The organism is Hyella patelloides LEGE 07179 (genome assembly GCF_900659865.1).
Taxonomy (GTDB): domain Bacteria; phylum Cyanobacteriota; class Cyanobacteriia; order Cyanobacteriales; family Xenococcaceae; genus Hyella; species Hyella patelloides.
Map to the genome: position 1 here is coordinate 29,742 of NZ_LR213797.1, position 8,737 is coordinate 38,478.

1 protein-coding gene is annotated in these 8,737 nt (G+C 41.0%); it reads left to right on the top strand.

Annotation, left to right across the window (positions count from 1 at the left end):
• The gene (locus tag H1P_RS07490; RefSeq protein WP_144865676.1) at positions 1–8,535 is read left to right on the top strand and encodes a non-ribosomal peptide synthetase; all 8,535 of its coding nucleotides are present in this window, start codon (positions 1–3) and stop codon (positions 8,533–8,535) included.
• Positions 8,536–8,737: the final 202 nt, after the last annotated feature.

An 8,737-nucleotide genomic window follows, 5' to 3' on the forward strand; every position in this document is an offset into this window, starting at 1 on the left:
ATGGAAAATATTGCAGATTTATACGAACTTTCGCCCATGCAGCAAGGAATGCTGTTTCATACTCTTTATGACTCATCAGGACTGTATTTTGAGCAGTTAAGCTGTACTATTAAGGGAAATCTTAATGTCTGGGTATTTAAACAGGCTTGGTCAAAAGTTGTCGCCAGACATCCCATTTTGCGTACCTCCTTTCATTGGTCAGAATTAGATAAACCCCTGCAAGTTGTACATTTAACTGTAGAGTTGCCTTGGAAAGAGTATGACTGGAAGAGTTTGTCTTCACTTGAGCAGCAAGAAAAATTAGAAGCTTGGTTACAGAGCGATCGCACTTCGGGATTTGAACTCGACGAAGCACCATTAATGCGCTGTACTCTAATTCAGCTAGCCAATGAAACCTATCAATTCGTTTGGAGTCATCATCATCTACTGACAGATGGTTGGTGCTTATCTATCCTTTTCAAAGAAGTTTTGGCTTTTTATGAAGCTTTCAACAAAGGTGAAAAGTTATACTTATCGACTCCCCGTCCCTACCGAGACTATATTCTCTGGTTACAGCAACAGGATACTGCCCAAGCAGAAACTTTTTGGCGCAAATCATTTCAAGGTTTTAAAACTCCTACCCCTTTACTAAGCGAAGGCAGAGGGGATAATTACGAAGGTATAAAAGAAAAATACGACGAGCAACAATTTCAATTTTCTACAGAGTTAACTACTACCACTAAATCTTTTGTCCGACAGCATCGTCTCACCCTCAATACCCTAATTCAAGGAGCTTGGGGGCTACTATTAAATCGTTACAGTGGTGAAGAAGATGTGGTATTTGGCACTACTGTTTCTGGTCGTCCGCCAAGTTTGCCGAAAGCAGAATCGATGGTAGGGCCATTTATAAACACTCTACCTGTACGGGTGCAATGTAAACCAACAGAATTATTACCTTGGCTCAAGCAATTACAAGCACAGCAGGTTGAGCGCGAACAGTATTCTTATACTTCCCTAGTCGATATTCAGGGATGGAGTGAAGTGCCAAGAAAAATACCACTATTTGAGAGTTTGGTGGTATTTGAAAATTATCCAGTAGATGCTTCTTTGCAAAAATGGCAGGGTGAGATCGAAATTAATTCTATTAATGCCGTTGAGCGAACTAATTATCCGATTACAGTTGTGGCTGGCATTACTGAAGAATTAGTAGTAAAAATTATTTACGATCGCGATCGCTTTTCAGAAGATACCATTAAACGAATGATGGGTCATTTTCAGACTTTGCTCAAAGGGATGGTTGCAAAGTGCGACCAGCGATTATCAGAATTACCGCTTCTAACCCGTGCCGAACAACAACAGTTATTAGATTGGAATAACACTCAGGTAGATTATCCCTCTCACCTTTGTATCCATGAGAAATTTGAAGCCCAGGTAGTCAAAACTCCCGATGCCGTAGCAGTAGTATTTAAAGATCGGCAGCTTACTTACAATGAACTAAATTGCCGTGCCAATCAACTAGCTCATTACCTCCAGAAATTAGGTGTAGGTAAAGAAACATTGCTAGGAATCTGTAGCGATCGCTCTCCAGAAATGATTATAGGGCTTTTGGGTATTCTTAAAGCAGGAGGAGCTTATGTACCCTTCGATCCTACTTATCCTTCTGAGCGATTAGCTTATATATTGTCCGATACTGGCGTGAAGTTAGTTCTGACGCAACGATCGCTAGTAGAAAAATTATCGACCTATCCAGTGGGGTTAGTCGCACTCGATTGCGACTGGGGTATTGTTTCCCCAGAAAGTGAAGCTAATCTCAAAAGTGAAATTACACCAGATAATTTGGCTTATGTGATGTACACTTCAGGTTCAACAGGTCAGCCTAAAGGTGTCGAGGTACTTCACCGTGGTGTGCTGCGTCTATTATTTGGAATTGATTATGTCGGCTTAGATACCTCGCAAACATTATTACAGTTAGCTAATATTGCTTTTGATGCTTCTACCTTTGAGATTTGGGGAGCTTTATTACATGGTGCTAAATGTGTTCTCTTTCCTGAGCTAGTACCGACATTTCCCGAATTGAGTCAGGTAATTAAACAACATAACATTACTACTTTATGGCTGACATCGGCTCTGTTTAACTCTATAATTGACGATGCTCCAGAAACCCTTTCAGGAATATCCCAGTTATTAATCGGCGGAGAAGCACTTTCTCCGACTCACGTACTAAAAGCCCAACAATCTTTACCAGAGATTCAGATTATTAATGGATATGGTCCAACAGAAAGTACAACTTTTACCTGTTGTTACCCGATTCCTAGATTAAGTAGGGGCAAATGGCAATTCGCTTCTACTTTAAAATCAATTCCCATCGGGCAACCAATTGCTAATACACAAGTTTATCTTCTCGATCACGCAGTGCCAGCTTACGCTGATCGTGCTTTGCAACCCGTTCCCGTGGGCGTACCAGGAGAAATATATATCGGCGGAGATGGTTTAGCCAGGGGTTATTTAAACCGCCCAGAATTAACAGCAGGGGCGTTTTCCATAGGGGCGCGTCGCGATGCGCCCCTACAGCGGTTATATAAAACAGGGGATTTGGCACGATATCTACCCGATGGCAACATTGAATTTCTGGGACGAATTGATAATCAGGTAAAAATTCGTGGCTTCCGTATTGAACCAGGTGAAATTGAAACAGTTTTAAGTCAATATCCTCAAGTAAATGAGGCAGTAGTTTTAGTTAAAGAAATTTCCAATCATAAACATCTAGTAGCCTATCTAGTTTCTCAAGAGCGATCGCTAGTTCTCAATACTTTACGAACTTTTCTTAAAGAAAAACTACCTGAGTATATGCTCCCTTCGGCATTTGTGCAGCTAGAAGTATTGCCCTTGACTCCTAATGGTAAAGTCGCTCGTCATGCCCTACCAATGCCAGAGAAAACAGACTTTACACAGACCAAGTTTGAGCTTCCTCGTACTCCCACTGAAGAAATACTCGCTACTATTTGGGCAGAAGTTTTAGGATTACAACAGGTAGGTATCGACGATAACTTTTTTGAACTAGGAGGTCATTCTTTACTAGCTACCCAACTCATCTCTCGTGTGCGCCAGACTTTCTCCTTAGAATTACCTCTAAGCAGCTTGTTTGAAGCTTCTACGATTAGGGAACACAGTAAAGTTATTGAAGCTGCCCAAAAAAGCGAACAAGGACTGCAACTTCCAGCCATTGAGCCAGTTTCCCGCTCAGAAAATTTACCTCTATCTTTTGCTCAACAACGGTTGTGGTTTCTCGACCAACTCGAAGGAGAAAGTGCTGCTTATAATATGCCAACTGCGGTAAACCTGAGTGGTAAATTGCAAACAGAGGCTCTTCAATTTGCTTTAAACCAAATTATACAGCGTCATGAAGCCCTGCGTACTAACTTTAAAGTAATAGATGGCTCTCCCGTGCAGGTTATTGCCAAATGCCAAAGTTTGCCTCTTTCATTGGTAGACTTACAGCATTTACCAAAAACCAAACAGTCTGCTGAAGTAGAGCAAATAGCGATCACCGAAGCTCAAAAACCCTTTGATTTAACTCAAAGTCCTTTACTGCGAATTACTCTCTTACAACTGGGTAAAGATTCTCATGTTTTGCTGGTAAATATGCACCATATTATCTCTGATGGTTGGTCGATCGGCATATTTATTCGAGAATTATCAACATTATACGCTGTGGGAGCGAACAACAGTTCGTCCCTACAAAATTATAAATCGCCCTTACCACCATTACCGATTCAATATGCTGATTTTGCTCATTGGCAACGAAAATATCTGAATGGAGAGATATTAGATAATCAACTTAAATATTGGAAGCAGCAACTAGCAGACGCACCCCCAATCTTAGAATTACCAACTGACTATCCACGTCCCCCTATTCAAACTTTTCGAGGTAGTAGCCAAAAATTTAAACTTGATCGCGCCTTAACTGAACAACTCAAAACCCTTACTCAAGAGTCATCGGCAACCTTGTTTATGACTTTGCTGGCAGCTTTCACCATTTTACTTTCACGTTATAGCAACCAGAAAGATATTGTTGTTGGTTCGCCCATTGCTAATCGTAACCGTAGCGAGATTGAACCTTTAATTGGCTTTTTTGTTAATACCTTAGTGCTGCGTACAAATTTAGAAGACGATCCAACTTTCTTCGAGTTACTAGAACGAGTGCGAGAGACAGCTTTAGATGCCTATGCTCATCAAGATTTACCTTTTGAGAGATTAGTCGAAGAATTACAAAGCGATCGCAATCTCGAGCGAAATCCTTTGGTTCAAGTGGTTTTTGCGCTCCAAAATGCGCCAACCAACTCTCTAAGTTTACCAGACATCGATCTTAGCCCCTTAGAGTTTGATTATCGCTCGGTCAGGTTCGATTTAGAGTTTCATCTTTGGGATTTACCAGAAGGACTTAGTGGCTATTTTGTTTATAATGCAGATTTATTTGACGATTCGACGATCGCCCATCTAGCTAAACACTTTCAGACTTTACTACAAGCCATTGTTGCTAACCCCGAACAGCAGGTTTACTCTTTACCTATATTATCAGCAGCCGAAAAACACCAGATATTAGAGGAATGGAACGATACTTCAGTAGATTATCCCCAAGATAGATGTATTCATCAGTTATTTGAGGCTCAAGCAGAACAGACTCCTGATGCATTAGCAGTAGTGTACGAGAAGGAACAATTAAGCTACCAAGAATTAAACCAAAGAGCTAATCAACTGGCACACCACCTGCAAACACTAGGAGTAAAATCAGAAACTCTAGTAGGTATTTGTGTTGATCGCTCTTTAGATTTTATTATCGGACTATTGGGTATTCTCAAAGCGGGTGGGGTTTATGTCCCTCTCGATCCGAGCTATCCTCAAGCCCGTTTGTCCTATATGTTGTCTGATTCTCAGATATCTGTATTATTAACTCAGCAGAAGCTATTAGCGGGACTAAGCGAACATCAAGCAGATACAGTTTGTTTAGATACAGATTGGTCAGTAATCTCTGGGCAAAGTAAAGATAATTTAATTAGTAGCGTCACCACCAATAACTTAGCCTACGTAATTTACACTTCAGGCTCTACAGGTAATCCTAAAGGAGTTTTAGTTGCTCACAAAAATTTGCTCAATTTAGTTTTTTGGCATCAACGCACCTTTAAAGTTAATTCAGCAGATCGAGCGACTCAGTTAGCAAAAACTGCATTTGATGCTTCCGTCTGGGAAATATTCCCTTATTTGGCAGCAGGAGCAAGTATTCACTTAGTTAAGCCAGAATTACTCAACTCGCCTCTGCAACTGCAAAACTGGTTAGTATCAAAAGAAATATCGATCGCCTTTCTGCCTACACCACTAGCTGAAGAACTATTGCATCTAGAATGGTCGCCCAATAGCGCTTTAAGAATTATGTTAGTTGGTGGCGATCGCTTATATCAATACCCTTCAGCTTCACTGCCTTTTAAAGTTATTAACAACTACGGCCCTACTGAAAACACTGTAGTCACAACTTCTGGGCTAGTTACTGATTCTGAACAAAGCAGGGGATTTCCTCCCATCGGAAAAGCGATCGACAATACGAAAGTTTATATTTTAGATAGTCATCTTCAACCCGTCCCTATTGGTGTATCGGGGGAACTGCACATCGCTGGGGATAGTTTAGTGCGGGGTTATTTAAACCGTCCAGATTTGACAGCAGAAAAATTCATTCCCGTAGGGGCGCATCGCGATGCGCCCCTACTTTACCAAACAGGGGATCTGGCACGATATCTACCAGACGGTAATGTTGAATTTCTGGGACGGATCGATAATCAAGTACAACTGCGTGGCTTTCGCATTGAATTGGGGGAAATTGAATCAGCACTACTACAACATCCCGCCGTACAAAAGGCTGTGGTTACGATCGAGGAAAACAACCAAAATCTTATTGCCTATGTAGTTCCCCAGACAAATCGAGGTAGGGGCGCATCGCGACGCGCGATGCGGAGCGAGTCCTTTAGGGAAGCTAGTCCTTTAGGGCGATGCGCCCCTACTGAAATAAACCAAACAGAACATCTTTCCTATTGGCAAACCTTTTACGAACAAACTTATAGCCAGTCTCCTACCCATCAAGATTTAACCTTTAATATTATCGGTTGGAATAGTAGTTATACAGGTCAGCCTATTCCAGAGGAAGAAATGCGGGCATGGGTAGAAAATACTGTGGAACGGATTTTAGAGCTACAACCCAAACGAGTATTAGAGATTGGTTGCGGGACAGGTTTACTATTGTCGAGGATTGCTCCCCACTGTAGTCAGTATTGGGGTACAGATTACTCTGCCTCAGCAATAAAATACTTACAGCAGTTAAAGAAATCTGTGCAGGGGTTAGAACGTGTAACTCTCTTACAAAAAATGGCAGATGACTTTGAGGGTATTGAAACAGAAGCTTTTGATACTGTGATTCTTAACTCGGTAGTGCAGTATTTTCCGAGCGTTGACTATCTATTAAAAGTGTTGGCAAGCAGTTTAAAAGTAGTGAGCCAAGGCTCTATCTTTATCGGAGATGTACGTAGTTTGCCCTTACTCGAAGCTCACTATGCCTCGATCGAGTTGGAACAATCCTCAGACTCTTTATCTGTAGAGCGATTACGTCAGCGCGTGCAAAAACGGATAGAGCGAGAAAAAGAATTAGTAATCGATCCAGCCTTTTTTATTGCGCTTCAGCAGCATTTTTCCCAAATTACTCATGTTGAAATTCAACCAAAAAGAGGACGCGCGCGCAATGAACTAACTAAATTTCGCTACGATGCAATTCTTCATGTAGGCATTGCGCCCCTTACAATCACTCGTAACTGGATGAATTGGCAAGAAAATAAATTAACCATATCTGCTGTCCGACGATTTTTGCGGGAAATAAAACCAGAAATTCTTGCTATCAAAAATATACCCGATGCTCGATTAACAGAAGTAGTTGAACTGGTAAACTTACTAAACCAAAATCGAGAAATTAAGACAGTAAGCCAACTGCGCCCCGCTTTGCGGAGCTCTTCGAGATCGACTTTAAAAGATATACAAACCGATGGAGTAAACCCAGAGGATTTATGGAGTTTGAGCCAAGAATTTCCCTACACTGTCTCTATTACCTTAAATAATAGTAAGGCTAGTTGCTACGAAGTTATCTTCCAGCAAAATTTATCTTTATCTAATCGCTTAATCTCTATCAATAAAGAATTTCCGACCGCAAAACCTTGGAATACATATACCAACAACCCCCTGCTAAATAACTCAAACAGCGAACTAGCACCTAAATTACGTAGTTTTCTACAAGAAACTCTACCCGAGTACATGATACCTGCGGAGTTTGTCACCCTATCTATTTTACCCTTAACCCCTAACGGTAAAATAGATAGACGAGCTTTACCTACTCCCAAAACAGAAAGCGATCGCACTTCTTTTGTCGCTCCTCGTGATAACTTAGAATGGCAACTGGCACAAATTTGGTTAGAGGTTTTAGGTATTTCTTCAGTGGGAATTTATGACAACTTCTTTTCTCTTGGTGGTCATTCCCTGTTATCGGTTCGCTTAATGGGTCGAATCGAACAGCAATTCGGTAAAAATCTACCTTTAGCGATACTCTTTCAAAAACCAACAATCGAACATTTAGCTAATTTTCTACGTCAGCAAACAGATTCTTTGCCCTGGACTCCTTTAGTCCCGATTCAACCAAATGGCTCAAAAACACCCTTCTTTTGCTTGCCTGGGGCTGGTGGTAACGTTATTTACCTTAATCAATTAGCACGTCATTTAGGCTCAGACCAACCATTTTACGGACTACAATCCCTCGGACTCGATGGAATATCCGAGCCTTTTACTCAAGTTACAGACATAGCTACCTACTACATTAAAGCGATCCAAACCGTTCAACCTCAAGGGCCATATTTCCTGGGAGGTCATTCTTTTGGCGCTAAAGTCGCCTGGGAAATGTCCCAACAGTTGCAATCATCTGGGCATAGAGTAGCTTTACTTGCTATTATCGATGCCCCTGCACCGTCTTCTACCGACAAACCAGTAGGTGTTGATTGGGATTATGCTACCTGGATGACTCAAATTGCTAGCGTCGTTGAACGTTTATTAGGAGAGAATTTAGATATTTCTTATGACGCTCTTCAGTCTCTCGAACCAGAAGAACAGTTAAACTACTTTCAGAAGCAACTACAAACAGTGAACCTATTACCCTCTGGGGTAAGCACAAGATTAGCCCGTGGTTTGGTACAAGTTTACCAAGCTAATTGTCAAGCTCATTATGAGCCACTCGGTGAAGTTTACCCAACTAGAATCATCCTTTTTCGTGCCAGCGAAGTCAATTCTGATGAAAATGCCGATATCAATTCCGAGATTTTAGAGGAATCTGCTTGGGGTTGGGACAAATTCTCTGACCTACCTGTAAAAACTTATTCACTTCCAGGGGATCACATTACCATGATGAATGAACCTCATGTTCAAGTTTTAGCAAAACAACTAAAAATATGCTTTGAGCAAGGGTTACAAAGATGTTGAAAATCTAAGTACAGGACAAAAGTTGAAAAAGCAGTGAGAAAAGGGGTTTCATGAAAAGTAATCACACTTAACTCATAACCGACATTCCGCAGAAAAATTTAAGAGAGTAGATAATATTGGCGACAAAAAGAACTAAAGAACTGAAGAATATAACTTCGCTCACTAGTAAGATTACTAATTTGTTTAACTCCACCAAAAGAAA